3 tRNA genes are annotated in these 611 nt (G+C 42.7%); all 3 read left to right on the top strand.

The window, feature by feature from the left end:
• The first annotated feature begins 150 nt into the window (after window positions 1–150).
• The 3 genes from L647_RS0119935 (at window position 151) to L647_RS0119925 (ending at window position 610) form a co-directional block, all read left to right on the top strand.
• Window positions 151–227: transfer RNA gene (locus L647_RS0119935), tRNA-Arg, on the top strand.
• Between the two features lie 116 nt (window positions 228–343).
• A tRNA-Arg gene (locus L647_RS0119930) sits at window positions 344–420 on the top strand.
• 116 nt (window positions 421–536) lie between these two features.
• Window positions 537–610 (top strand) — tRNA-Arg (locus tag L647_RS0119925).
• The last annotated feature ends 1 nt before the right edge of the window (window position 611 follow it).

Genomic DNA, 611 nt, shown 5'->3' with positions numbered 1-611 from the left:
CCACTTTATAGACTCATACTTAGAGTATAAAAAAGTAAAGTATTGGCTAAAGCCAATCGGTCGGAGGTTCATTCTTACAAGATACGTCCTGCGCCCACCACTTTATAGACTCTCACTTAGAGTAAAAACGAGTAAAGTAAAAATGAAAGTGGGTGCATAGCTCAGCTGGATAGAGTACTCGGCTACGAACCGAGCGGTCGGAGGTTCGAATCCTCCTGCGCCCACCACTTTCATGTTTTCATACGCTTTTAAAGTGTAAGAAAAATAAACCGATGGAAATCGGTTTTTTTATGTCTTAATTTATACGCTCTGCTTAGAGTTTAAATAAGCAATCTATGAAAGTGGGTGCATAGCTCAGCTGGATAGAGTACTCGGCTACGAACCGAGCGGTCGGAGGTTCGAATCCTCCTGCGCCCACCACTTTCATGTTTTCATACGCTTTTAAAGTGTAAGAAAAATAAACCGATGGAAATCGGTTTTTTTATGTCTTAATTTATACGCTCTGCTTAGAGTTTAAATAAGCAATCTATGAAAGTGGGTGCATAGCTCAGCTGGATAGAGTACTCGGCTACGAACCGAGCGGTCGGAGGTTCGAATCCTCCTGCGCCCAC

Origin of the sequence: Pseudoalteromonas sp. TB64, from assembly GCF_000498095.1 — a bacterium.
Lineage (GTDB): Bacteria > Pseudomonadota > Gammaproteobacteria > Enterobacterales > Alteromonadaceae > Pseudoalteromonas.
Note: the sequence above shows the minus strand (reverse complement) of the source record. Positions and strands in the feature narration are given on the sequence as shown.